Genomic DNA, 23659 nt, shown 5'->3' on the forward strand with positions numbered 1-23659 from the left:
CTCACCGCCGACGTCGAACAGGCCACGGCCGGCGGCCAGCGGGTCCTGGCGGTGGCTTGCGCCCACTTCGATGCCGACACAGCGTTACCGTCCGAACAGCACGACTTCGAGTTCGAATTCCTTGGGCTGGCCGGCCTCAACGACCCTGTGCGGCCCGGCGTGGCAGCTGCGGTCGCCGAATGCCGGCATGCGGGCGTCCGCACCATCATGATCACCGGCGACTACCCCGGCACCGCTCTGGCGATCGCCCGCGACATCGGCTTGGACCATGAAGCCGGCTGCATCACCGGCCGCGACCTCGAGGCGATGCCGGGCGATGAGTTGGCTCGCCACATCCGGTCGGTCAGTGTCTTCGCGCGAATGGTGCCGGAGCAGAAGCTTCAACTCGTCCGCGCCCTGCAGGCCAACGGTGAAGTGGTCGGGATGACGGGTGACGGCGTCAATGACGCCCCGGCCTTGCGCGCGGCCAACATCGGCATCGCAATGGGGGGACGCGGCACCGACGTCGCCCGCGAGTCCGCCGGGCTTGTCATCACCGATGACGACTTCACGTCGATCGTCGGCGGAGTGCGGCAGGGCCGCGGCGTCTTCGACAACTTACGAAAAGCGATGTCCTATGTGATCGCCGTGCACCTGCCGATCGTGGGGATGTCCCTGGTCCCGGTTTTCGTGGTCGGCTGGCCTCTTGTGCTGCTGCCCGTGCAGATCGCCTTCCTCGAACTCATCATTGATCCCGCCTGCTCGGTGGTGTTCGAAGCCGAGGAGATCGACCCGGAGATCATGGATTCGCCGCCGCGCGGGCTGAACGAGCCGATGTTCGGTGCAGGCAAACTGGCGATCGCTGTGCTGCAAGGGGTTTCGATGCTGGTCGTCAGCCTCGGCGTTTACTTGTGGGCAGTGCTTGACCATCGCCCTGACAATGTGGTCCGCTCGGTGACGTTCGCCACGCTCGTCGTCGGCAATCTTGCGTTGATTCTGGTGAATCGGTCATGGCGGCTGCCGATCTGGCGAACGTTCCGGGAGCGGCGCAACCGCGCCCTGAAGTGGATACTGGGCGCGGCGGCTGCGCTGCTCATCGTGGTGCTGACAGTGCCCGGACTGCGCCGGGCCTTCAACTTCGGTCCGATCGCGCCGCGCGACTGGGTCGTCGCCGTGTCAGCCGGGTTCATCGGCGTCGCATGGTTCGAGGTCTATAAAGCGACCACAGCGCGGCGCTGACGGCTTCGAGTTGTACGCGCCCCGTTCAGTAGGGGCCTAGGTCACCGGGAACTGTTGCTCTTGGTCCTGGTCACTGCTCCTCGGGAGGTGCAGATTGAAAGCACGGTGTACCGACTCAGAGCGGAACGAACGTGTCAATGCTGAAGGAAGTGTCCTTCGACTCCGGCGGGGTGCGGTGCGTGGCCGATCTCTACCGGCCCGCGACCGCCGGCGGCGGGCTGGCCTGCGTGGTGATGGGGCACGGCGGCAGCGCCACCAAGCGCCTGGGCCTGCCGGCCTACGCGGAGAAGTTCACCGCGGCGGGCCTGGCGGTGCTGGCGTTCGACTACCGGAATTTCGGCGCCAGCGGCGGCGAGCCCAGGCAAGTCATCGACGTCGCGGCGCAACAAGACGACTACCGGGCGGCGGTGCGATACGCGCGCGCGTGCGACGACATCGATCCGCGTCGGGTCGCGTTGTGGGGAACCTCGCTCAGCGGCGGCCACGTGCTGGCGGTGGCCGCCACCGACCCGGACATCGCCGCGGTCGTGGCGCAGGTACCGCTGATCGACGGCTGGCACCGCGGCCGCAGGCTCGGCGAGCGCCTCAATTGGGATGTCACTTGGCGGACGGTGCAGTTCACCGCCGCCGCGTTGCGCGACGTGGTGGGCGCGACGTTGGGGCAGCAGCCGTATCTGGTCCCCGTGGTCGCCGATCCCGGCGAGGTCGCGGTGTTCACCGAGCCCGAAGCGAAGGCCGCGTTCGAGGCGCTGGGCGGTGAAGCCGTCGGCTGGCGCAACGCGCTGGCTCCCCGCATGCTCTTCGCCCTGCCGCGCTACCGGAAGGGCACGGCGGAAAGGCTGGGGATGCCGGTGCTGATGTGCGTGGGGGATCACGACCTGCAGGCGTCGCCCAGGTTCGCCGTGCGTATCGCGTCGAAGATGAAACACGTTGAACTGCAACGCTATCCGGTTGGGCACTTCGACGTGTACACGGGAACCCTCTTCGAGGAGATCAGCTCGGTGCAGGCGCAGTTTCTGCGCCGCCAACTGATCCCGCAGTCCTGACGAGGCTCACGTCCACGGGCCGGGGAAGTGGCCGTCCTGGTCTTGCACCATCACGATGTCCTTGCAGTCGCCGTTGAGGGCAGCGGCATTCTCGCCGCGGCACACCAGGGTCCAGCCCGATATCCGCGCGAAGGGCCGGACGGACCAGGTGGTCGCGACCGGATCGGTGGCGGGCAACGCGAGGACGGCGAACGTGTTGCCGACGTTGGTGATGTAGAGGTGGTCTTCGAAGAACGCCAATTTGGCGATCGGCATCTTCTTCGCGTCGTCGCGCGTCTTCAGCAAGTCCCACTGCTGGGTCCGCAGGTTCCACACGCCGAAGCCGAATTGCGAATTGTCGGAGTTACGGCCGTCGACGAACAACTTCCCGTCCGACAACGTGGCCGACAAGCCGCCGCCCGAAATCTTCTCGGAATCGCCGACTTTGATGACGGATTTGCCGTTGAGGTCATAGAACATCGTCGAGACCACCGGCGGGTTGTAGGAATCCCAATGCGTCATCTTCACCAATTTGTCCGGGCCGTCGGACAACTCACTGTCGACCGTCCAGATGTCGTTGTCCTGGTAGAGCGCTTCACCGCTCGGACGGCGCAGCTCGGCCCCCGACGCCTTGGTGGCGTCGGTGTTTCGCTGGAAGGAGAGCACGTCCTGCCATGCGTGGCCCGGCTGCGGGTCGTCCCACATCGGCGCGAGATCGGCGCCGGACAGCAGCACGGTCCGCGGCGGCGAGGGGGCGCCGTGCCCGTCGGTGAACGCGTTCACCCACGCCACGCCCGACGCGGTCGCGGCCAGGGTCCAGTCGTTCGATGGGGTGAGCTTCAGGCCGGGGTTCGGCGGCTGCAGCTCTTTGGTCACCAACGGTTGGCTGGTCTTGAGGTCGAACGCGTACGCGGTGGCCTTGGCGACCTCGGGGTTCGGCCCGTGCGCCGGTTTGACGGTCGTCACCAGATAGACGACCTTCATGTCGTCGGCCGTGCCGGTCAACGCGCAGACGGCACCGGTCAAACTCTCTCCGGCGGGCACCGTCGGGGCCCCGGGCGCCACATACTGCCCGGTTTTCGTATCGAATACCTTGGGCCGAATCGCCTCGAGCGCCGACGTCCCCGGGGAGAACTTCTCGGGGCAACCGAAGTACGCCGTCGCGCCGTAGGTTTTCCAGTCCTTCTCCAGCGGACCCGTCACCGGGGGCGGCGCGGGAGCCGGGCGGGTGGCCGCCTTACCGGTCGACGTCGAGGTCCTCGGCGCCGCCGCGGGCGGTGACGCGGTCGCCGAGCAGGACGCCACCGCCAGGCAGGTGACCGACGCGAAGAGGGCACGCCCGAATCTGGGCGCGCTTTGCCCCGCAACTGCCCGCATCGAAAACCCCCGTTAAGTTCGTGTAACCAACGAGCGTAAAGCGGGCCGGGGGCAACCGCGACTTGTGTCGGGCGGTCTTCGTCACACCCCGTTTATCGGTCGAACTCGATGGGCAGGCTCTTCGGGCCGCTCAGGCTGACCATCGGCTTCCACGGGACCGGCCCGGCGGTGCGCGGGTCGAGCAGGCGCCCGGCGATGACGTTCAGTGCCTCGGCGATCTCGCGGCGGGCCAGGTTGGCGCCCAGGCAGTAGTGCACACCGCCGCCGAAGGTCAAGATGGGCGGCGCCCCCGCACGCGTGATGTCGACCCGGTCGGGATCGGCGTACACGGCCGGGTCGCGGTTGGCCGCGGCGGTGTTGACCAGCACCATCGCGCCGGCGGGGAACAGGTAGCCGTCCAGCTCGGCGTCCTCGACCACCAGCCGAAGGGTTCCGCACGCGATGGGCGAATGGCGCATGGTCTCCTCGACGGCGCGCATCGCCAGCTCCGGGTGGGCCTTGAGCAGGCCCCACTGCTCGGGGTGCTCGCACAGCACGTGCACCGAGGCGGCCACCTGGTTTCGGGTGGTGTCCGTCCCGGCCAGCAGCAGGCCGCCCGCGAGCATCCGCAGTTCGGCGGTGCTCAGGCGGTCGCCTGGAAGAGTCGGGTCCTCGGCTCGAATCAGGTCGGAGAGCAGGTCATCGGTCAGGCTGTGCCGCCGCCGCGCCACCATGTCGTCGACGTAGTCGTCGAGCTGCCGCCACGCCGCCATCACGACCGGCTCGACCTCGCGGAGGTCCACGCTGAAGCTGAAGGCTTTGAAGACGTCGTCCGCCCACGACGAGAACCGTTGCCAGTCCTCGCGCGGCGCGCCGAGCAGTGCGCAGATGATCGGAACGGGGTAGGGGCGGGCGAGGTCGGTGACGACGTCGCAGCGGCCCGCGTCGATGACGTCATCGATCAGCTCGTTCATCACCGAGACCATGGTGTCGTGCAACCTCAGGGTCGCGCGGGGCGTGAACGCCTTGGAGGTCAGGCTGCGCAGCCGGTGGTGCGCGTCGCCTTCCAGGCAGAGCAGGCTGTTGACCACCTTGTCCCACAACGGACCCGACGTGACGCCCTGGACGAGCAGGTTGATCCCGGGCGGGATCTGGAAGCGAGGATCGCGCAGCACGGCGCGGACGAGGCGGTAGGACAGGACTTCGGGTCCGTGCGGTCCGAGGGCGACGGGCGCGCGTCGTTGCGCCTCCTGAAGCCGCGGATAGACCTCGGCCGGGGTCTCCTCCGCGCCGTACGCCAGCGTCGGCAGATCGGCATCGAAAACGCTTGTGGGAGCGGTACCGACGGCCATGGCGGTCTCCTCGGGGTTGCGCGAACCAGTCGCGACAACTTTCACACAATGTATGGCCGGGCCCGGGGGCTGTCAACGACTTTGCTGGGCTGCCGCGGGCGTTCTTCGGAAGTCCGCCATACAGCAGGGGATGTGTGTGTGGCCACTCGCGCGGCGGCTACCCGCGTCTCCCGCCGCCGATCAGCCGGCCGCCGATCAACACGACCGCGAACACGCCACCGGTGATTCCCGAAATGAGCAGTGGAAGTTGACCGTTCGTGCCCCACAGCAAGCCCGCCCACAAGCCCGCCACCAGGACGCCCAGCCCGATGGCGCCCTGGAACACGCCCTGCGCGCTGGCCTGATGCGGCTGATCGACGAGGCCGGAGATCCAGGCCTTCCCGACGCCGTCGGTGCAGCCGGTGAACAATCCGTAGGCGCCGATCAGCAGCCAGGCGGTGACGATGTCGGTGGTCAGCCCCAGCCCGATGTAACCGACGGCGAAGAACGTCAGGCCGAGGCCGAACAGCGCCGGCCTGCCGATGCGGTCGGCGAGCGCCCCGGCCGGGTAGCTGGCCAGGGCGTACACCGCGTTGTATCCGACGTACGCGAGGATCACCCCCACCACCGAGAAGCCAATCTCGTTGAGGCGCAACAGCAACAGGGCGTCGGGAAAGTTCGCCATGCTGAAGACCACCAGTAGCGCGGTCACCCGCCAGTACGGTCGCGGCAACGAGCGCACACCGGCCCACATGGACGGCCGCTGCGCTTGCGGGGCGCCGCGGCCCCGCTCGCGCACCAAAAAGACCAGCGCCACGGACAGCACCGCGGGCACGATGGCGACATACAGCAGCGGCGGGATGCGGTGATCCAGCAGCTCGTAGCCGGCCAACCCGAGCAGCGGACCGGCGACGGCGCCCAGGGTGTCCATCGCGCGGTGGAAGCCGAACACCCGGCCGCGCAGGGCGTCGTCCACGTCGTCGACCAGCAGCGCATCCCGGGGTGCGCCGCGCACGCCCTTGCCCAGCCGGTCGACGACGCGGCCCGCCAGCACGCCCGGCCACGCCGCGGCGACCGCGATGATGACCTTCCCCAGTGCCGCCATCCCGTAGCCGGTGGCGATCAGCGGGCGTCGCGCAAACCGGTCCCCTAGCGGGCCCGCGGCGAGTTTGGTCATGGACGCCGCACCTTCGGCCAGGCCCTCGACGGCTCCCACCACCGACGGCGGCGCGCCCAGCACGGCCGTCAGGTAGATCGGCAGCAGCGGATACAGCAGCTCGCTGGCGGTGTCCTGCAGGAAGGAGACCGCGGAGAGCACCCGGACGTTGCGGGTGAGCCAGTGGGGCCCCGAGGGGGCTTCACTCTGGCGCACGAAGCCGGACCATACGCGTCGTCGACGTCTCGTCCAACTCCACCACCTCGGAGCGCGAACGCAGGAAGTCGCTGAACGACCGGAATCCCAAAGACCTTTCACTGAACGACGGGTCCATCCGTTTCATCTGCGCCTTCACCGCGGAGTTGTGCAGCCAGTCGGCGTCGTCCTTGTCCAGGCCGATCTGCAGCGCGCGCGTCAGCAGGGCCGTGGCGGCGGCCTGCGGGTCGGGTGGCTCGGACTCCTCGGGCTGGGCGGCCTTGGCGCGGCCGGCCCGACGCTTCGGTGATTTGGCCGCGTCGCCGGCGTCGGCGTCGGTGGCCGCGGGCTCCGGTTCGAGCGCCGGCACCCCGGGCAGCGAGTCGTAGATGACGAACTCGTCGCAGGCCGCGGCAAGCGCCCGGCTCGACGCGCCGGCCACCCCGATGCCCACCACGTACCGGCCGAGCCGTTTGCAGCGCTGCGCCAGCGGGATGTAGTCGGAGTCACCGGCCACGATCACCACGTGGGTGAGGTCGGGCAGCCGGAACATGTCCTCGACCGCGTCGACGGCCAGGCGGATATCGGCGCCGTTCTTGCCGTAGGCCGCCGCGGGGAACAGTTGCACCAGGTCGACGGCGCGGGCCACCAGCTGCCCGCGGTATCCGGCGTTGATGTCCGCCGACCAATCCGCGTAGGCGCGGGTGAGCACCAGGGTCCCGAACGAGGACGCGAAGTCGAGGATCGCGCCGACGTCGACGGTGGCCCGGTCCAGCCGCTCGGCGTACTGGTCGAGCCCCTTGGCTTTGTCCCGCTGGAAGGAGCTGCGGCCGTGCACCTGGTCGTATCGCGAGATGACGATGTTGTCGAAGTCGAGGTAGACGGCCACGCGGGCCGCGACCGGTTCCGTCATGGACTAAATCATCGCTGAGGCGTCCGGCACTGTGGTGGCCGGAAGCGTTTTCGGTCACGATTTACCCCGCCCGGGTCCCTAAACGGCGCCGGAACGGGTACACCGGGGCCATGAATGAGTTGAAGTTCCTCGAGCTGCACGGCGATCGGGTCGCCTACCGCGACGAGGGTGACGGTGAGGTGCTGCTGCTCATCCACGGCATGGCGGGCAGCTCCGAGACGTGGCGCTCGGTGATACCGCCGCTGTCGAAGAAGTTCCGGGTCATCGCCCCGGACCTGCTCGGCCACGGCGAATCGGCGAAACCCCGCACGGATTATTCGCTGGGCGCCTTCGCGGTGTGGCTGCGCGACCTGCTCGACGAACTCGGCGTCAGCCAGGCCACCCTGGTCGGTCAATCGCTCGGCGGCGGGGTCGCGATGCAGTTCGTCTACCAGCACCCGGACTACGCCAAGCGGCTGATCCTGATCAGCAGCGGCGGCCTGGGGCCCGACGTCGGTTGGGTGCTGCGGCTGCTCTCGGCGCCCGGGGCCGAGCTGGTCCTGCCGATCATCGCGCCGAAGCCCGTCCTGGCCGTCGGCAACCGGCTGAGGACGTGGTTGAAGAGCGCCGGCATCCAGTCGCCGCGGGGGGCCGAGATTTGGAGCGCCTACTCGTCGCTGTCGGATGGCGAGACGCGCCAGTCGTTCCTCAGGACGCTGCGCTCGGTGGTCGACTACCGCGGGCAGGCGGTCAGCGCGCTCAGCCGGCTGGGGCTGCGTGACGACCTCCCGGTCATGGCGATCTGGGGAGAGCGCGACGGGATCATTCCCGTCGAGCACGCGTACGCCGCGCACGAGGCCCGCACCGACGCCCGGCTGGAAATCCTGCCCGACGTCGGCCACTTCGCCCAGGTCGAGGCGCCCAGCCAGGTGGTGGAGCTGATCGAGGACTTCATCGCGACCGGCGACCGCCACGAAACGGGCAGCGCACGGGCGCAGCTGTGACCTGAGGCGCCGAAAATCGTTCTCGCCGCACCGCGCGGGCCGGCCGTAAAATTGGGGCAATGCCCAAGACCGCGGGTGTGGCGCTGCCGCCGGGGCCACGGTTGCCCCGCGCGGTGCAGGCCGCCCTCATGCTGCACCGCGGGTCGCACTTCGTCGCCGCCTGCCGTCGCCGGTACGGGGATGTGTTCACGCTGCGCGTCGCGGGAATGGGCACGCTGGTGTATCTGGCCGACCCCGCCGACATCAAGGCGGTGTTCGCCGGCGACCCGCACGTGTTCCACGCCGGCGAAGCCAATTCCATTCTGAGCGGGCTGCTCGGCGACACCTCTCTTCTGGTGATCGACGAAGACGTCCACCGGGATCGCCGCCGGCTGATGCTGCCGCCATTCCATCGCGACGCCGTCGCACGCCAAGCCGGGCTGATGGCCGAGATCGCCGCGGCGAACATCGCGGGCTGGCCGGTGGGCAAGAGCTTCGCGGTCGCGCCCAAGATGTCGGAGATCACGCTCGAGGTGATCCTGCGGACGGTCATCGGCGCCACCGACCCGGCCCGGCTCGCGGCGTTGCGGGCGATCATGCCGCGGCTGCTCAGCGTGGGGCCGTGGGCGACGCTGGCGCTGGCGAAGCCGGAGCTGCAGCGCCGCCTCCCGTGGCGCGGGCTGCGCCGGCGCATGGCCGAAGCCGACCGCCTGCTCTACGCGGAGATCGCCGAGCGCCGCGCGGACCCCGACCTGGCCGCCCGCACCGACGTGCTGGCCATGCTGGTCCGCGCCGACGACGCCGACCGCACGATGTCCGATAAGGAGCTGCGGGATCAGCTGATGACGCTGCTGGTGGCCGGGCACGACACCACCGCGAACGGTTTGTCCTGGGCGCTCGAGCGGTTGACCCGCCACCCGGCCGTGCTGGCCAAGGCCGTGGCCGCCGCCGAGGCCAGCGCCGCCGGTGATCCGGCCGGTGACGAGTATCTCGACGCGCTGGTGAAGGAGACCCTGCGGATCCGTCCGGTGGTCTTCGACGTCGGCCGGGCGCTCACCCAACCGACCGACGTGGCCGGCTACCGGCTGCCGGCCGGGGTCATGGTGGCGCCCGGAATCGGTTTGGTGCACACCAGCGCCTCGCTCTACCCCGATCCCCACCGATTCGACCCGGACCGGATGCTGGGCGCCGCGCTGAGCCCCACGACCTGGTTCCCGTTCGGCGGCGGCAACCGCCGCTGTCTGGGCGCCGGCTTCGCCTTGGTCGAGATGCGGGTGGTGTTGCGCGAGATCCTGCGCCGCGCCGAGCTGGAAACCACCACCGCGCCCGGCGAACGACAGCAGCTGAAGTTCGTGGTGCTGGTGCCGCATCGCGGCGCCCGCATCCGGCTGCGGGCGATCAGGGACGTCCCCGCCGACGCTGGCGGGGGACCGGCGTTCGCGCGCCCCGGTAATCGACCTGCCAGTGCTTGATGCCGTTGATGAACGACGACCACAGCCGCTCGGGATCGGCCAGCGGGATCAGGTCGGGCACGGGGCTCAATCAGCCGTGTTATTTCCCCGCGTGCCTGCCCGGCCTCTGAAATCCGTCGGTGTGGAATTCGGCGCCGGGGGTTTCGCGCCCGCCGAGGTTGGTGGCCGCGATGACCACGGCCCGTTCGATCTGGCGCAGCGCGTGCACCGCGGTGAGGAATCGCCGGGTATCGGGCGCCGGTTGATGCGCCGACCCGTCGCGCTGGCGGGCCAGGGTCTCGGCGGTGTCGAGGTCGTCGGCCGCCGAGATCATGGTCGGCCCGCGGCCGGTGCCGATGGCCGCGGCCAGCGCGTCGATGTTGCGCCGTGTCTGAGCGGCGGCCGCCGAGAAGGCTTGCGCCAGTTCGACGGCCAGCGGTTGCGACCCCACCCGGTCCTGGTATTGCTCGCTGCTGCGCGCCAGGCGGCGGCCGTACCGGTCGCAGGCGGCGAAGATGCGCAGCGCGCGGCGAATGCTGCGCCGCCCGGCAAGGCCGGCGACGCCCGCGAGCAGCGGCTTGGCGGTGACCCGGAACTGCTGCAGGTCCCGGTCCAGTTGGCGCGCCTGCTCGGACGGGCTCACGCTCTCGCCTTCGCCGAACATCGTCGCGGTGGACACGTCGATCAACATCGACAGGCTGCCCAGGAACGTGCGGGTGTCGTCGCGGATCGCGGCTCTGGTGTTGGTCGGCAACACCACGATCGCCACGGTGGCCCCGATGACCGCGCCGATCGCCGTCTCCTCGATCCGCAACATCAGTACGCCGAAAGAGAATTGGCCAAGCAGGCCGTACAACAACGCCAGCATCGTGGTGATCCAGAACGTCATCAGGCTGTAGGTGACCGTCATGAAATAGAAGGCGCAGAACAGGCACACGAAGATCCCGGCGAGCGCGGCGGTCTTGTCGCCGGCCAGCAGCGTGGCCACCAGCACGCCGCACGGCACACCGAGCAGCGTGCCGAGCAGGCGCTGCCAGCCCTTGGTCAGGGTCTCGCCCCACGAGTTGGTGCCGGCGAAGATGACGAACGCGGCGATCACCGCCCAATACCAGCGAGCCGGCGACACCAGCTCGCCGGCGACGATGGCCAGCGACGCGGCGACGGCGACCTGGATGGCCTGCCGGGTGGTCGGTCGCAGACCCGCGGGCTGCGCTTCTTCGCCGGGTTGGGCGGGTTCGTCGCCGGATGCGGGCGGCCGCTCGCTGTCCATGGTCCCCAGCGGGCCGTCGGTGGCGGCCCGGTCGACGATGGCCCGCACGTCGGCAGTCGCTGTGGCGGCGTTGACTATCGCCAACGCGAGGCGGCGCACGGCGGCCTCACCCGGGTCGTCGTCCGCGGGGGCCGCCGCCGGGCGGCACTGCTCGTCGAGCAGTCGTTGCGCTTGGTCGGCGGCGCGTCGAAGGCCGTCGGGCTCGGGGAGGCGGATGGCCCGAGCCAGCGTGGAGAGCGCATCGACGAGCGCGGCCCGGGTCTGGGCGGGTATGGCGCCGGGGTCCGCCGACGCCAGCGCGGCGGCCCGCCGGCCGGCCGTGGCCACCCACTCGATGGCCAGCTCGGCGTCCAGCAGCCACGGGGCCAGCTGTTCGGCGGTGACACCGGGCCACAGCAGGGCGGGGTCCGCCTTGTCCTCGATCTGGCTCTGCACCATCAGGGCGGTCTCGTTGAGCCGCAGGGTGCGCGCCCGCATGCGGCGCCGGCGGCGTTCGTCGAGGCGGCCGGTGCGCACCGCCTCCGCCGTCGTGTCGACGACGATCGCCATCCTCGCCCGCAACGCCCGGACGGTCGCCCGCAGCACGCGTTCCGGCCGATCGGGCATGACGTAGGCGGTCATCACGAACGTGCACACCGTGCCCACCGCGACCGCCCCGATCATCCACGGCAGCTCCGAAATGCGCGCGCGCAGATACAACGTGAAGAAGTAGGACATGAAGGCGACCATGCCCAGGGCCCGGCCGCGGGCGCCGAAGCGGCGGATGTAGGCGGCGGTGAAGACCACCACCACGAACACCGCGTCGCTGACCACCGGGTGGGGCGCGAGCACCGCGGCGGCGGTGATGGACGCGGCGGCGGGCAGCGGCAGCAACGCCATGGTGATCCGCTGCCGGCGCGGGTCCGGCTCGTTGACGGATCGCGACGCGACCATCGTGATGACGACGCCCAACAGGGCGACGGTCAGGGGCTGTCCGGTCGCCCGGGTCAGGACGGAAAGCGCCAGCAGCGAACAGCCGAGCGCGGCCGTCGTCCGCGTCGCCATCCGCAGCCGGAGCAAACCGGGATCCGAACCGATCACCCAGTTGCCGGCTTGTTCGTAAAGACCGGTTATCGCCCTGCCCCCTTCCCGGCGTCCGACCCATCATGGTTACCCGAACGGCGTCACGGCGGCCAAGCTAGTCTTCGACATCGTGACAGCGCCGACGCGGGCGAAGCTGGCCGACGGCCGTGAGCTGCTGTTCTTCGCGCTGCCCGGCCACCGCCCGGCACCGGTCGAAGATCGCAGGCCGCTGCCGGCGCGCGCCGGGCAGCACTCCGAGTTGCGGTTCGACCAGACGACGGGGCAGTGGGTGATCGTCGCCGCGCTGCGCCAGGACCGGACCTACATGCCCCCGGCCGACCAGTGCCCGCTGTGCCCGGGTCCGACCGGGCTCACCAGCGAGGTGCCCGCCCCCGACTACGACGTCGTGGTGTTCGAGAATCGCTTCCCCAGCCTGTCGGGCGCCGGGCCGGCGCTGGCGCCCCCCGGCGACGGGTTCGTGTCCGCCCCGGGGCACGGCCGCTGCGAGGTGGTCTGCTTTTCCAGCGACCACACGGGCTCCTTCGCGGGATTGGAGCCCGCGCACGCCCGGCTGGTCATCGAGGCGTGGCGGCACCGCACCGCCGAGCTCACGGACACGCCCGGGATCGAGCAGGTGTTCTGCTTCGAGAACCGCGGCGAAGAGATCGGGGTGACGCTGAACCACCCGCACGGTCAGATCTACGCCTATCCCTACCTGACGCCGCGAACCGCCGTGATGCTGGACCAGGCGCGTCGGCACCGAAAGCGTCACGGCACCAACCTCTTCGGTGACCTACTGGCCGGTGAAGTCGCCGACGGCAGCCGAATCCTGGTGCGCGACGGCCTGTTCACCGCCTTCGTGCCGTTCGCCGCGCGCTGGCCGGTTGAGGTGCACATCTACCCGAACAGGTTCGTGCGCAACATCACCGAACTCGACGAGGAAGAACTGGACGCGTTCGCGCGCGTCTACCTCGACGTGTTGGGGCGGTTCGACCGAATGTATTCCTCACCGCTGCCCTATATTTCGGCGTTGCACCAATACACCGACACCGGCTCCCAGGCCGAGGGCTACTTCCACGTCGAGTTGATGTCGGTCCGGCGCAGCGCCACCAGGCTCAAATACCTGGCGGGGTCAGAGTCCGCGATGGAAGCGTTCATCAGCGATGTGACGCCCGAAAGCGTGGCCGAGCGGCTGCGCGAGCTGGGATGACGGTCCGCTATGCCGCGCCAGGACGGATCAACCTGATCGGCGAGCACACCGACTACAACCTGGGGTTCGCGCTGCCCATCGCGCTGCCCCAGCGCACGGTGGCGGCGTTCACGCCCGACCGCGGCGGCGCCGTCACCGTGGCCAGCGACCGCGCGGATGGGTCGGTGCGCATCCCGCTGGACACCGCCCCCGGCGGCGTGTCCGGCTGGGCCGCCTACGTGGCCGGGGTGATCTGGGCGCTGCGACAGGCGGGCCACCCGGTGCCCGGCGGCGCGATGCGGATCACCAGCGACGTCCCGATCGGATCGGGCCTGTCGTCGTCGGCGGCGCTGGAGTGCGCGGCACTGGGCGCGATCGCGTCTGCCGCCGGCGTGCGCATCGACCCCAAGGAACAGGCGCGCCTGGCCCAGCGCGCCGAGAACGACTACGTCGGCGCCCCAACGGGTCTGCTCGACCAGCTGGCCGCGCTGTTCGGCCGGCCGGCGACGGCGCTGCTGATCGACTTTCGCGACCTCACGCTCGCGCCGGTGGCCTTCGACCCGGACTCCGCCGGTGTCGCGCTGCTGCTGATCGACTCCCGGGCCCGCCACAGTCACGCCGGCGGCGACTACGCCGCGCGCCGGGCGTCGTGCGAGCGGGCGGCCGCGGACCTCGGGGCGTCGTCGCTGCGCGAAATCCAGGACCGCGGGCCGTCCGCGGTGGCAGCGGTGCGTGACCCGGTCGACGCCCGACGGGCCCGCCACGTGCTGACCGAGAACCGCAGGGTCATGGATTGCGTTGCGGCACTGAATGATTCGGATTTCGCCGAAGCGGGGCGGATCTTCAGCGAATCGCACGCGTCCATGCGCGACGATTTCGAGATCACCACCGACCACATCGACCTGATCGCCGACACCGCGGTGCGCGCGGGCGCGTTGGGCGCGCGGATGACCGGCGGAGGGTTCGGGGGCTGTGTGATTGCGCTGGTGCCGACCGACCGCGCCGGCGCGGTCGACGAGGAGGTGCGACGTGCGGTGGGCTCCGCCGGTTTCGCGCAGCCGGTCATCACCCGAACCCGCGCCGCCGCCGGCGCGGGACCGTGTGGGTGAACGAGCCGACCGGCCACGTCGAAGTTCGGGTGTACGCCGAACTCAACGACTTCCTGGCGGCCGAGTCGCGGGGGACGACGGTGCGCCGCCCGTTCCGGCCACACCAGACCGTCAAGGACGTCCTGGAGGCGATGGGCATACCCCACACCGAGGTCGACCTCATCCTGGTGAACGGATCCCCGAGGGACTTCGCCTACCGCCCGGGGTTTGGCGACCGCATCGCCGCCTACCCGACCTTCGAGGCGCTCGACGTGGGGGACACCGCCCGGCTGCGGCCGGTTCCGTTGCGCGAGCCGCGGTTCGTCGTCGACGTCAACCTCGGCCGGCTGGCGTGGCTGCTGCGCCTGCTCGGGTTGGACGTCTGGTGGTCGAACGAGGCCGACGACAAGACGCTGGCCGACGTCAGCGTCGCACAGCACCGGATCCTGCTGACCCGCGATCGCGGCCTGCTGAAGCGCCGCGCCGTCACGCATGCCCTGTTCGTCCGCTCCGACGATCCCGAGGAGCAGGCGCTCGACGTGCTGCGCCGGCTGGACCTGGGGCGGCGGCTGGCGCCGCTGACCCGCTGCGTGCGCTGCAACGGCATGTTGGCCCCGGTGAGCAAGGACGAGGTGATCGACCAGCTGGAGCCGCTGACGCGCGAGCACTACGAGGCGTTCAGCCGGTGCGCCGGATGCGGGCGGATTTACTGGCCCGGGTCGCATTACACGAGACTGGTCCGGCTCGTACAAAGGCTGCGCGACCAGCTCGGTGACCGCCCGGCGCCCCGTACTTTCCGGGTCCAGCCGTAACGCGCCGGCGTCAGCTGTAACGTAACGGATGTGCGGGAGATGACATGCGCCGCGTGCGGGGCCGGGTTCTCGGCCCGGTCCGACGCCGTCTACTGCACGTCGGCCTGTCGGCAGCGGGCTCATCGCGCCCGTTCGGCGCGCCGCACCGCCGAGCTGCGGGAGACCGTTCGGCGCAGCACGCGGACGGCCCGCGGCACGCCCTCGGACGTCGCCGGGTCGCTGCAGCGTTCGGTGGCCGATGCCATGCAACGCGCGCGGCGGCAGGTCGACCGATCCCGCGAACTGTGCCGCGTGTCGGCACTGCGGCTGCACGAAAGCGACGCCATCCGGCAGGCGTCGTCCGAGAATTGGGCGTCGGCGTCCCACCCGGAGCGTGTGTCGTGGCGTGGGATCTAGACGGCCAGACGGCGGCGGTTGAGCGGGCGCTCGCGGGAGGCACCCCGCAGCGGGCGGGCTGGTTCCGCTTCTACTTCGAAGATCAACGCTGGGAATGGTCCGACCAGGTGCACCGCATGCACGGCTACGAGCCGGGAACGGTGACCCCGACGACCGAGCTGGTGCTGTCCCACAAGCACCCCGCCGATCGGGCCAGGGTGGCCGAAGGCATCGACGACATGATCAAGCATCGCCGCCCGTTCAGCACCCGGCACCGCATCGTCGACACCCGCGGCAACACCCACGACGTGGTCGTGGTGGGCGACCAATTCTGCGACGACAGCGGTGAAGTCATCGGCACCCACGGCTTCTACGTCGACGTCACGCCGACGTCGAGCCGCAAGCTCGAGGAGGCCATCACCGCACAGGTCGCCGAGATCGCCGACCGTCGCGGCGCGATCGAGCGAACCAAGGGGATGCTGATGCTGGTCTACGGCGTAGACGAGAAGGCGGCGTTCAACCTGCTCAAGTCGTTGTCCCAGGTGCGCAACATGAAGCTGGGCGTGCTCGCCGAACAAATCGCGAAAGACTTCCCCGAGCTGGCCAAGGAGACCATCGGGTCGCGCTCACGATTCGACCAGAGCCTGCTCGCCGCCCACCTGCGCGCCGCCGGCTCTACCGAGTAGCGGTCGCTAGCCGCCGCGAGCCAGGCGGACCGCTCCCAAGTTCATCCGGTCGACCGCCTCGGCGAACTCTTCCCGCGTCGGCATGCGATTGTCGCGGAACTTCAGGCCGATCATGCGTTGGGCGCGCGCGACGCCGTAGGACTCGGCGCAGCGCAGGAAGAGATCGGACACCACAGCGCGGTCCGAGATGAGCTCCCCGCGCATCGCGGTCGTCTCGCCGTCGTAGACCACCCGGGCTGGCGCGCCGCCTCGGAAATTCCGCTTCCACGCGGCCCCCGTCAGCGCGTAGAGCTGACCGTCGATGACGTGGGCGCTCACCGGAATCGTGAACGACCGGCCGGTTTTTCGCCCGGTGAAGCTCAGCACCATCAGCTGCTTGCGGAAGGGGCCGGCCAGCGGCGTGCGCAGCAGCAACCCCAACACCGGGTTGACCAAGCGCAGCAGGATCGACGGCGGGTGCCCGGCGTCGATCGCATATGACTGTTCTGCCATGGGTTTCACCGTAAGCCCGTTCGGTTGCGCGGCGTAGCGTCATCTTCCTCGGTCAGGGTGCGATGGTGGTCCGGTCCCTGGGCCGGAATCACCACCGCTTTCCGCGCGGGGACGCGGGCGGTGCCGTCCTTCTGATGCGTGCTTTGAGCTGCCCGGCCGGATCCGCAAATCGTTATCCAATTCGTTTGAAGAAACAGCCACCCAACACACCGTTGTCCAGTAAGAGACAGGTATGCGGTCACGCAGGGCCCTCGTCGCGCTCCTGGCGGCGTCGGTCGTCTTCATCGCGTTCATCGCTGCGGCGCCGCCGCCCGTTGCCTACGACGGCGAGCCCGGATTCGTGACCGACCCCGTCGACCACGTCGCCACGCTGATCGGCACCGGAACCGGTGGCCATACGGTGGGGGAGATCAACAACTTCCCCGGCGCCACCATGCCGTTCGGAATGGTGCAGTACTCACCGGACACCGTCGGCAATTACGCCGGCTACAACTACGACAACCCGCGCTCGACCGGGTTCAGCATGACCCACGCCTCCGTGGGCTGCGCCGCGTTCGGCGACATCTCAATGTTGCCGACCACCAACGAAATTGGCTCGCAGCCCTGGAAGGCCTGGGAACGGATCGCCCACGACGACACCGAACGGGGCGTGCCGGGCTACTACACGGTGCGATTCCCGGGCACCGGGGTGAAGGCGGAACTGACCGCGACCACGCGCACGGGCGTCGGCCGGTTCAGTTATCCCCGCAACGGCCGCCCCGCGCTGTTGCACGTGCGTTCCGGAGCGTCGCTGGCGGGCAACTCCCGCGCGACCATCCAGATCGGCGAGGACAACACCACCATCACCGGCTGGGCGACCAGCGGCGGGTTCTGCGGCAAGAACAACACCTACACCGTCTATTTCGCCATGAAATTCAGCCAGCCGTTCATTTCTTACGGGGCATGGGACGGCAATGCGGTGTATCCGAATGCCCGCAGCGCGAATTCGCCGTACAGCGGCGGATACGTGGAGTTCCCGGCCGGGGCGGTGCTCGAGGTGCGGACCGCGATCTCCTACGTCGGTATCGACGGGGCGCGGGCCAACCTGGCGGCCGAGGGTGCCGCCGGCTTCAACGACGTGCGCCACGCCGCGTCGAGGACGTGGAACGCCACGTTGTCGCGCATCTCGGTCGCCGGCCGCAACGCCGGTGACGTGGAAACGTTCTACACCTCCCTGTATCGATCGTTGTTGCACCCCAACACCTTCAACGACGCGGACGGACGCTACATCGGGTTCGACGGCGCGGTGCACGCCGTGGCGGCGGGGCACACCCAGTACGCCAATTTCTCCGACTGGGACACCTACCGATGTCTGGCGCCGTTGCAGGCGCTCCTTTTCCCGGACCGGGCCGGCGATATGGCCCAATCGCTGGTGAACGACGCCGAGCAGAGCGGAGCGCTGCCGCGCTGGGCGCTGGCCAACGCCGCGACCGCGGAGATGAGCGGCGACAACGTGGTGCCGCTCATCGTGAACCTGCATGCCTTCGGGGCCGGGGGCTTCGACACCCGCGCGGCCTTGCGCTACATGGTGAACGCGGCGACGAAAGGCGGTGTGGGGCTGGGCGGTTACGTCGAGCGACCGGGCATCGAGACGTACCAGCAATTCGGCTATGCGCCGTTCTCCTTCGAGTTCCGCACCGACGGCTGGATCGCCGCCGCGTCGATCACGCTCGAGTGGTCGGTCGACGACTTCGCCATCTCGCGGTTCGCCGATTCGCTCGGCGACACCGCCACCGCCGCCGAATTCCAGCGGCGGTCGCAGTACTGGCAGAACCTGTTCAACCCGACCACCCGGTACGTCTCGCCGCGCAGCTGGACCAGCTTTTTCCGCGCCGGGCCCGCGTTCGTGGTGTCGCCCTCCGATTTCGGCCAGGTGGGATTCGACGAGGGCAACGCCGCGCAGTACGTCTGGTGGGTGCCGCACAACGTGGCCGGCCTGGTGACCGCGCTCGGCGGGCGCCAGGCGGTGGCCGGGCGGCTCGACGGCTTCACCAGGAAGCTGAACGTCGGCCCCAACGAGCCCTACCTGTGGGCCGGTAACGAACCCGGTTTCGGGGTGCCGTGGCTGTACAACTACATCGGTCAGCCGTGGAAGACGCAGCGCACGGTCGACCGGGTGCGCGGGCTGTTCGGCCCGACGGCCGACGGGGAACCGGGCAACGACGATCTGGGCGCGATGGCCAGCTGGTACGTCTGGGCGGCCCTGGGACTGTATCCGAGCACGCCGGGAACGCCGATCCTCACCGTGGCCGCACCGCTCTTCGATCGCGTCGTGATCGAGCTTCCCGGCGGCAAAACCATTCGGATCTCGGCGCCCGGCGCGTCCGGACCGCGCCACCTCAGATACGTCAGCGGCCTGCGCGTCGACGGGCAGGCCACCGACCACACGTGGCTGCCCGAGTCGTTCATCCGCACCGGCGGGGAACTGAGCTTCACGCTCGCCACCTACCCGGACAAGAGTTGGGGCACAGGCGAATCCTCCGCCCCGCCGTCGTTCGGTGCCGCCAGTTCGGCCGTGACCGTCAACGTCCCGAGCCCGATCGTCACCATCGCCCCGGGCAGCACGGGCACGGTCAGGCTCGACGCACAGCGGATGACCGGCGATGCCGGCGGCTACACCGTCACGGGCACCACCTCGGCCGGCGGCATCACCGTGACGCCCTCGACCGGCCAGTTCTCCCCGGACGGGTCGGCGAGCATCGACGTACCCATCACGGTGGCACGATCGGTTTCCGACGAGTACTACCTGGCGTACCTGACCTCGACCGTCGGCCAAAGCTCCCGCACGTCAACCATTCTCGTGGTGGTGCAGTCGCCGTTCGAGTGATCCCGTACCGGACCTCAGATCATCTCGTTCCGGGTCAACCACCGCATCACCGGCCAGCCGGCGAACACCGGCAGCCAGCAGGTGAGCACCCGGTACAACAGGACCGACGGTAGGCCGACCGCGGGCGGCACGCCGAAGGCGGCCAGCCCACCGATCAGCGCCGCCTCGACCGCCCCGACGCCCCCGGGTGTCGGCGCGGCGGAGGCCAGCGTTCCGCCGACCATGGTGACCACGGTGCAGGTGACGAACGAAGCGCCGCCGCCGAACGCCTCGACGCTGGTCCACAGCGCCAGCGCCGCACCGAGAGTCGTTCCGGCGCAACCGAGTACGATCAGCCCCAACCGCTGTGGCTCTCGGGCCACCTCGACGAGGTCGGTTGCCAACTCCTTGAGTTTGGGGCGCACGTCCGTCGCCAGCCAGCGGCGCAGCTTGGGCACGAACAAAAAGGTGCCGATGATCCCCAGTGCCACACCCGCGATCAGGTACAGGACCGTGGCGGTGGGGACGAAGTGCGAGAGGTTCATCGACGCGCCCGCAACCGTGCTGAACAGGATCAGCAACAGCAGGTGCATGATCACCTGCACGGATTGCTGCAGGGCCACCGCCGTGGTGGCCCGCATGGCGGACAGCCCACCACCCTTTTGCAGGTACCGCGTGCTGAGCGCCAGCCCGCCCACCCCGGCGGGCGTCGTCGTGGCGGCAAACGTGTTGGCCACCTGCGCGACCGACAGCCTCCAGAAGCTCACCTTCTCGTCCGCGGACGCCCACAGCGCGGCGGCCGCCCCGACGTAGGTCAGCGCCGACACCGCCAGACCCAGCAGTGCCCACCACCAGTGCGCGGTCCGCAGCTGCGAGACGAAGGTGGGCGCGGTGCTGATGAAGGGATACGCGACGTAGACGAGCGCGCCGAACAGCACCAGCTGAATGAGCTGACTGCGGGTGAACCGGGTGATGGTCTCGGGCTTGATCTGGTCGGCGCCGGTCTGCCGCTTCACCTCCGCGCGGGCGGCGGAGATGACGGTGCCCGCATCCTGGATCGACCTCCGAATGGTCCGGGGCACAGCCACTTTCGTCAGGCGGCGCGACGCGGTCAGCACGGTTTCCCTGTCGAAGGCGTCGATCGCGGCCGCCACGGCCGACTTGGGGTTGTACAGGGCCGACGTGGTCACCAGCAGCTGGGCGATGTCGGATTGCAGTTGGGCGTCGGTGGCGCCGTACTCGGCGCTGTGGAATCCGCCGAACAGCACGGCGTCGTCGTCGACGGTGATCTCGTTGCCGCGCAGGTCGCCGTGCGCGATCTGCTGGTCGTTGAGGATCCGCAGCGACTGCCACACCCGGTCCACCGGCGTCGAGTGCGCGCACCGGGCCAGCGGCAGGCCGTGGGGAGGCTTGTGCGAATAGAGAATCCAGCCCCGGTCGAGGGTGGCGACGGCGATCGTCGAGGTGTTGGCCAGATTGACATCGCCGATGGCGATCGTCATCAGCGCGCGGTGCTCGACGGCGCGGCGCATCGAGGTCACCAGGGGCCCGGTCTCGGTATCGCGCAGCCGCAGCTTGATCCAGAGCTGGCGCAGCGTGCCGCCGCTGCGTTGGTGCGGGCCGTACAACTCGACGACCGCCGTGCGGTCGGGCTGTTCGCACGCCGCCGACAGGACCAGCGGGCCCCGACCCGCCGGCCGGACCACGGTGAGCCGCGAGACGACGAACCCGCGCCTGGCCATCGCGCGCACGGCCGCCTCCAGCGGCACCTCCAGCGCCGGGGTGCCGACCACGAGAACCACCAGCGAGCCGACCAGCCAGCCGACCGCCAGGCCCAACAGCGCACGGGCGGGCACGATGGCGCTGACCACGAGGTGGATCGGCACGAAGGCCAGCAGCAGCGCCCACCACCAATGCCGCCAGCGCGCGGGGAGCCACGGCCCCGAAACGGTCAGCACCGCCGCCAGCATGCCGATCCAGCGCGGGTCGTCGAGGAACTGGCCCAACACCGTCGGCAGGCGTTCGGAGAGGTCGAAGTGCCAGCGCGGAGCCGAAAACCCGTTGCCGCCCACCGACAGCGGCAGCGCCGCCAGTAGGGCGGCGGCCGCGTAGGCGCCCAGCAGTTTCCATTGCCGGCCGACGATCAGGCCGATCAGGATCATGAACGGCAGCGCCAGGATCGCCACACCGTAGGCGAGGTACACCAGATCGGCCTGGCGCGGGGAGAGCACCCCGACGATCTGCGAGATCGACTTCTCCAGCGCCTCCCACTGCGGCCGGGTGATCAGCGAACTCGTGATCACCACCGCGAGGAAGGTCGCGCTCGCGGCCAGCCGCAGGATGTCGTTGGTGCGCCGGGTCAGTGGCTGCAGCAAGCTGCCGGAAACGCTCACCTCGCGCCCGTCGACTCGCATGTGGTAATGATCCTTCGGATCCGTTCGGCGCCGCTGCTCGACCCGCTCGCCGGCTCGCCGACAACTTAACGCCGATGTCCCGTGCGCGACAGCTCGCACCCGCCCGCCGCGCGTAGGGTCGGTTAGGTAGGCGAGCTAGCGAATCGGAGGGCGTGAGCGTGGGCAGAACCGACAACGACAGCTGGGAGATCACCGAGAGCGTCGGGGCGACCGCACTGGGTGTGGCGTCGGCGCGCGCGGCGGAGACGCGCAGCGAGAATCCCTTGATCCGCGATCCGTTCGCGCAGGTCTTCCTCGATGCCGCCGGCGACGGCGTGTGGAACTGGCACTCGGCGCCGCAGCTGCCGCCCGAACTCGTCGAGGCCGAACCCGAGTTGCCGCTGCAGATGCGGGCGATGGTCGGCTACATGGCCTCGCGGACAGCCTTTTTCGACGATTTCTTCCGCGCCGCGACGGACGCGGGGATCCGCCAGGCGGTGATCTTGGCGGCGGGCCTGGACGCGCGGGCGTGGCGGTTGCCCTGGCCGGACGGCGGATGCGTCTACGAACTGGACCAGCCGCGGGTGCTGGACTTCAAGTTGTCGACGCTGACCGAACACGGGGCTCAGCCGGCATGCCACCGCGTCGCCGTCCCCGTGGACCTGCGCCACGATTGGCCGGCGGCGTTGCGGCAGGCGGGTTTTGACCCATCGGAGCCCAGCGTGTGGTCGGCGGAGGGGCTGATGCCGTATCTGCCGGCCGCCGCCCAGGAGTTGCTCTTCGACCGCGTGCACCAGCTCACCGCGCCCGCCAGCCGGGTCGCCGTGGAGGCGCTGGGGCCGCGGTTCCTCGACCCGGAGCTGCGGGCGAAGCGCCGTGAGCGCATGGACCGGGTCCGCGCGCTGATGGCGCGCGTGGCCCCCGACCGGGAGGTGCCCAGGACCGACGAGCTGTGGTACTTCGAGGAGCGCGAGGACGTCGGCGACTGGTTTCGTCGCCACGGCTGGGATGTGACCGTGACCCCGTCCCCCGAACTGATGGCCGGCTACGACCGCGCGGCGCCCAAAGAGGTCGAGGACTTGGTGCCGGGAAACCTGTTCGTGGCCGCGCAGCGACCGGCGAACTAGCCGTCCTCCGCGTCCGAAGCCGCGCGACGGCCGTGCCCGCGCCACTTCCGGTAGCCCTGCCGCGCGGCGACGGCGCCGACGACGGCGGTCATGCACCACACCGCGATCGCCGAATAGGCCAGCCAGGATGACCGATTCGCGATCGACGCCCCCAGCGCGGTGTAGGCGAACGCTCGCGGCACCGAACCGATGAAGGAGCCAACGGCCATCTGCCACAACGGGACTCCGAACGCACCGAACGCGTAGGAGGCCAGCGCGTCCGATAGGCCGGGGACGAACCGCTGGCCGACAACGGCCCAGAGTCCGCGGCGTTCGATCAACGCGTCGATGCGGTCCGCGCGCGCCGGTCCCAACAGCGCCCGCGCGCTGTTCCGCCCGGCCCGACGGCCCACGAGGCTGGCCACGATCGCCGTGCCGACCGTCGCGCCCAGCGTCACGACGATGCCCAGCACCGGGCCGAACAACAACCCGCTGCCCGCGGCCAGTATCGAGCCCGGCACGAACACCGCGCCCAGCGCGGCCGACAACACGACGTAGGTCACGGGCGCCGCGGAACCGGTCGCCGAGACGGTGCGCCGCACGTCCTCGACGTTGACGATGTGCGCCACGGCCACCAGGAAGAACATGGCGAGCAGGAAAGCGGCGAACACCGCGAGCCGCAGGATGTGCGGCCGGCGGGATGCCGGTGGTGCTTCGTCGACGTCAGTCATCTC

Annotated in this window: 19 protein-coding genes and 1 pseudogene; 12 read left to right on the plus strand and 8 right to left on the minus strand. The window is 69.8% G+C overall.

All coding sequences use genetic code 11. The features are described 5' to 3' along the window. Positions 1-51 precede the first annotated feature (51 nt). Positions 52-1218, plus strand: coding sequence for a cation-translocating P-type ATPase (locus A5713_RS23230; RefSeq protein WP_255398448.1), 1167 nt, complete (start codon positions 52-54; stop codon positions 1216-1218). Between the two features lie 137 nt (positions 1219-1355). Further along, a complete protein-coding gene (locus A5713_RS23235) occupies positions 1356-2264 on the plus strand; it encodes an alpha/beta hydrolase (protein ID WP_068098534.1) in 909 nt (302 codons plus the stop codon). Positions 2265-2270: 6 nt separating this feature from the next. On the opposite strand, the gene A5713_RS23240 is transcribed toward A5713_RS23235, so the two are convergent. The 4 genes from A5713_RS23240 to A5713_RS23255 form a co-directional block, all read right to left on the minus strand. Continuing rightward, positions 2271-3620 carry a hypothetical protein gene (locus tag A5713_RS23240; protein ID WP_068098535.1) on the minus strand — a complete coding sequence of 450 codons (1350 nt, stop codon included), beginning with the start codon at positions 3618-3620 and terminating at the stop codon, positions 2271-2273. 92 nt (positions 3621-3712) lie between these two features. Further along, positions 3713-4951 (minus strand): cytochrome P450, encoded by a 1239-nt coding sequence (locus A5713_RS23245; RefSeq protein ID WP_068098557.1) that lies wholly within the window; start codon positions 4949-4951, stop codon positions 3713-3715. A 157-nt stretch (positions 4952-5108) separates the two neighbouring features. Next, a complete protein-coding gene (locus tag A5713_RS23250; protein ID WP_068098536.1) occupies positions 5109-6302 on the minus strand; it encodes an MFS transporter in 1194 nt (397 codons plus the stop codon). Next, positions 6289-7194, minus strand: coding sequence for an NYN domain-containing protein (locus A5713_RS23255; RefSeq protein WP_068098537.1), 906 nt, complete (start codon positions 7192-7194; stop codon positions 6289-6291). Before A5713_RS23255 ends, A5713_RS23250 begins: the two co-directional genes overlap by 14 nt. A gap of 110 nt (positions 7195-7304) precedes the next feature. Between A5713_RS23255 and A5713_RS23260 the strand changes: the two genes are divergently transcribed. Both A5713_RS23260 and A5713_RS23265 read left to right on the plus strand, forming a co-directional pair. Continuing rightward, positions 7305-8177, plus strand: coding sequence for an alpha/beta fold hydrolase (locus A5713_RS23260; protein ID WP_067917652.1), 873 nt, complete (start codon positions 7305-7307; stop codon positions 8175-8177). 59 nt (positions 8178-8236) lie between these two features. Continuing rightward, the gene (locus tag A5713_RS23265; RefSeq protein ID WP_068098538.1) at positions 8237-9628 is read left to right on the plus strand and encodes a cytochrome P450; all 1392 of its coding nucleotides are present in this window, start codon (positions 8237-8239) and stop codon (positions 9626-9628) included. Positions 9629-9707: 79 nt separating this feature from the next. On the opposite strand, the gene A5713_RS23270 is transcribed toward A5713_RS23265, so the two are convergent. After that, a complete protein-coding gene (locus tag A5713_RS23270) occupies positions 9708-11957 on the minus strand; it encodes an FUSC family protein (protein WP_082973120.1) in 2250 nt (749 codons plus the stop codon). A 112-nt stretch (positions 11958-12069) separates the two neighbouring features. On the opposite strand from A5713_RS23270, the pseudogene A5713_RS29355 reads away from it, so the two are divergent. The 6 genes and pseudogenes from A5713_RS29355 to A5713_RS23295 all read left to right on the plus strand — a co-directional run. Further along, positions 12070-12141 (plus strand): annotated as a pseudogene (locus A5713_RS29355) (hypothetical protein); the annotation flags it as partial. Continuing rightward, positions 12115-13149, plus strand: a complete 1035-nt coding sequence (galT, locus tag A5713_RS23275) for a galactose-1-phosphate uridylyltransferase (protein WP_369804515.1) — start codon at positions 12115-12117, stop codon at positions 13147-13149. The pseudogene A5713_RS29355 and the gene galT, both read left to right, overlap by 27 nt. Next, positions 13146-14237 carry a galactokinase gene (locus A5713_RS23280; RefSeq protein WP_068098540.1) on the plus strand — a complete coding sequence of 364 codons (1092 nt, stop codon included), beginning with the start codon at positions 13146-13148 and terminating at the stop codon, positions 14235-14237. Before galT ends, A5713_RS23280 begins: the two co-directional genes overlap by 4 nt. Continuing rightward, positions 14234-15028, plus strand: a complete 795-nt coding sequence (locus A5713_RS23285) for a Mut7-C RNAse domain-containing protein (RefSeq protein ID WP_082973124.1) — start codon at positions 14234-14236, stop codon at positions 15026-15028. Before A5713_RS23280 ends, A5713_RS23285 begins: the two co-directional genes overlap by 4 nt. 30 nt (positions 15029-15058) lie before the next feature. After that, a complete protein-coding gene (locus A5713_RS23290; RefSeq protein ID WP_156752004.1) occupies positions 15059-15424 on the plus strand; it encodes a hypothetical protein in 366 nt (121 codons plus the stop codon). After that, positions 15409-16089, plus strand: a complete 681-nt coding sequence (locus A5713_RS23295) for a PAS and ANTAR domain-containing protein (RefSeq protein ID WP_068098543.1) — start codon at positions 15409-15411, stop codon at positions 16087-16089. Before A5713_RS23290 ends, A5713_RS23295 begins: the two co-directional genes overlap by 16 nt. A gap of 6 nt (positions 16090-16095) precedes the next feature. On the opposite strand, the gene A5713_RS23300 is transcribed toward A5713_RS23295, so the two are convergent. Beyond that, on the minus strand, positions 16096-16581 hold the full coding sequence (locus tag A5713_RS23300; RefSeq protein WP_068098544.1) for a hypothetical protein: 486 nt from the start codon (positions 16579-16581) through the stop codon (positions 16096-16098). 232 nt (positions 16582-16813) lie between these two features. On the opposite strand from A5713_RS23300, the gene A5713_RS23305 reads away from it, so the two are divergent. Further along, complete coding sequence (locus A5713_RS23305) at positions 16814-19447, plus strand: GH92 family glycosyl hydrolase (protein WP_068098545.1); 2634 nt, start codon at positions 16814-16816, stop codon at positions 19445-19447. Between the two features lie 14 nt (positions 19448-19461). Here A5713_RS23305 and A5713_RS23310 read toward each other — a convergent pair whose 3' ends face one another. Then, entirely contained in the window at positions 19462-21840 is a 2379-nt protein-coding gene (locus tag A5713_RS23310) for a lysylphosphatidylglycerol synthase transmembrane domain-containing protein (RefSeq protein WP_068098546.1), read from the minus strand. A 158-nt stretch (positions 21841-21998) separates the two neighbouring features. Between A5713_RS23310 and A5713_RS23315 the strand changes: the two genes are divergently transcribed. Continuing rightward, positions 21999-22946 carry a class I SAM-dependent methyltransferase gene (locus A5713_RS23315; RefSeq protein WP_068098558.1) on the plus strand — a complete coding sequence of 316 codons (948 nt, stop codon included), beginning with the start codon at positions 21999-22001 and terminating at the stop codon, positions 22944-22946. On the opposite strand, the gene A5713_RS23320 is transcribed toward A5713_RS23315, so the two are convergent. Further along, entirely contained in the window at positions 22943-23656 is a 714-nt protein-coding gene (locus A5713_RS23320) for a TVP38/TMEM64 family protein (RefSeq protein WP_068098559.1), read from the minus strand. The genes A5713_RS23315 and A5713_RS23320 overlap by 4 nt on opposite strands. Positions 23657-23659 lie beyond the last annotated feature (3 nt).

The sequence above is a fragment of the Mycobacterium sp. E2497 genome (genome assembly GCF_001668695.1).
Taxonomy (GTDB): domain Bacteria; phylum Actinomycetota; class Actinomycetes; order Mycobacteriales; family Mycobacteriaceae; genus Mycobacterium.

Excerpts from the sequence above, each read along its gene's own strand:
- A5713_RS23235 (WP_068098534.1), top strand. The coding sequence starts at position 1,356 with ATGCTGAAGGAAGTGTCCTTCGACTCCGGCGGGGTGCGGTGCGTGGCC.
- A5713_RS23240 (WP_068098535.1), bottom strand. The coding sequence starts at position 3,620 with ATGCGGGCAGTTGCGGGGCAAAGCGCGCCCAGATTCGGGCGTGCCCTC.
- A5713_RS23245 (WP_068098557.1), bottom strand. The coding sequence starts at position 4,951 with ATGGCCGTCGGTACCGCTCCCACAAGCGTTTTCGATGCCGATCTGCCG.
- A5713_RS23255 (WP_068098537.1), bottom strand. The coding sequence starts at position 7,194 with ATGACGGAACCGGTCGCGGCCCGCGTGGCCGTCTACCTCGACTTCGAC.
- A5713_RS23260 (WP_067917652.1), top strand. The coding sequence starts at position 7,305 with ATGAATGAGTTGAAGTTCCTCGAGCTGCACGGCGATCGGGTCGCCTAC.
- A5713_RS23265 (WP_068098538.1), top strand. The coding sequence starts at position 8,237 with ATGCCCAAGACCGCGGGTGTGGCGCTGCCGCCGGGGCCACGGTTGCCC.
- A5713_RS23280 (WP_068098540.1), top strand. The coding sequence starts at position 13,146 with ATGACGGTCCGCTATGCCGCGCCAGGACGGATCAACCTGATCGGCGAG.
- A5713_RS23300 (WP_068098544.1), bottom strand. The coding sequence starts at position 16,581 with ATGGCAGAACAGTCATATGCGATCGACGCCGGGCACCCGCCGTCGATC.
- A5713_RS23305 (WP_068098545.1), top strand. The coding sequence starts at position 16,814 with ATGCGGTCACGCAGGGCCCTCGTCGCGCTCCTGGCGGCGTCGGTCGTC.
- A5713_RS23310 (WP_068098546.1), bottom strand. The coding sequence starts at position 21,840 with ATGCGAGTCGACGGGCGCGAGGTGAGCGTTTCCGGCAGCTTGCTGCAG.
- A5713_RS23320 (WP_068098559.1), bottom strand. The coding sequence starts at position 23,656 with ATGACTGACGTCGACGAAGCACCACCGGCATCCCGCCGGCCGCACATC.